Origin of the sequence: Streptomyces sp. NPDC020845 (assembly GCF_044334165.1) — a bacterium.
Lineage (GTDB): Bacteria > Actinomycetota > Actinomycetes > Streptomycetales > Streptomycetaceae > Streptomyces.
Window position 1 is genome coordinate 1 of record NZ_JBIRSJ010000086.1, and the last position, 1,340, is coordinate 1,340.

The following is a 1,340-nucleotide window of genomic DNA, read 5'->3' on the forward strand; positions in this document are numbered from 1 at the left end:
ACCGAACACCTCCTCGTCCTGTCCGCCCGCACCCCTCAAGCCCTCGACGCCGCGACCGACCGCCTCGCCCACCACCTCCGCGCCCACCAGCCCGACCTGCCCCGCACCGCCCACACCCTCGCCCAGGGACGCCATACATTCCCGCACCGCCGCATCGTCCACGGCACCACCCCCGACCACATCGCCACCGCCCTGGAAACACGCGACCCCCGCCGCACCACCACCCACCACACCACCCACGACAACCCCCACATCATCTTCATCCTCAGCGGCCAAGGCCCCCAACACCCCCACATGGGCCAACAACTCTACGAACAACACCCCACCTACAAACAAGCCATCGACACCTGCGCCGAAATACTCCAACCCCACCTCAACCACGACATCCGAAAAATCCTCTACCCCACCAACACCACCGACACCAACACCGCCCAACACCTCCTCCAACAAACCCAATGGGCCCAACCCGCACTCTTCACCACCGAATACGCCCTCATACAACTCTGGAAACACTGGGGAATCACCCCCCACACCCTCATCGGCCACTCCCTCGGCGAACTCATCGCCGCCCACACCGCCGGAATCTTCACCCTCCCCGACGCACTCCACCTCACCGCACAACGCGCACAACTCATGCAACAACAACCCCCCGGCACAATGATCAACATCAACGCACCCCGCCACCACATCGAACCAACCCTCCCCCCACAACTCACCATCGCAGCCCACAACACCCCCAACGACTGCGTCATATCAGGCCCCACCCACCACATCCAACAATACAAACAAACCATCAAACACAAAGGCTGGACCACCCGCACCATCACCACCCAACACGCCTTCCACCACCCCCTCATGAACCCCGCCGCCCAACAACTCCACACCACCCTCAAAAACACCCCCCACCACCCACCACACACACCCATCATCACCAACACCACCGGCACCCACCTCACCCCCCAACAAGCCCAAAACCCCCACCACTGGGCCCACCAAATCACCACCACCGTCCACTACACCCAAACCATCACCACCGCCACCCACAACACACCCCACCCCATCCTCCTCGAAATAGGCCCCGGAAACACCTTCACCACCCTCGCCCGACACACCACCCACAACACCACCCCCACCCTCACCTCACTCCCCCACCCCAAAGACCCCCGCACCCCCACCCAAACCATCACCCACACCCTCGGCCAACTCTGGCAACACGGCACCACACCCAACTGGAACAACCACAACCCACAAACCCAACACCCCCGACGCATCCCCCTCCCCACCTACCCCTTCCAACACCAACACCACTGGCTCCCCCACCCCACCAAAACCACCACAGC

At 63.0% G+C, this 1,340-nt stretch carries 1 protein-coding gene; it reads left to right on the forward strand.

The window, feature by feature from the left end; all coding sequences use genetic code 11:
• Positions 1–1,340: acyltransferase domain-containing protein (locus ACH4U7_RS53185; protein WP_398534945.1), on the forward strand; the 1,340-nt coding region annotated here is incomplete at both ends.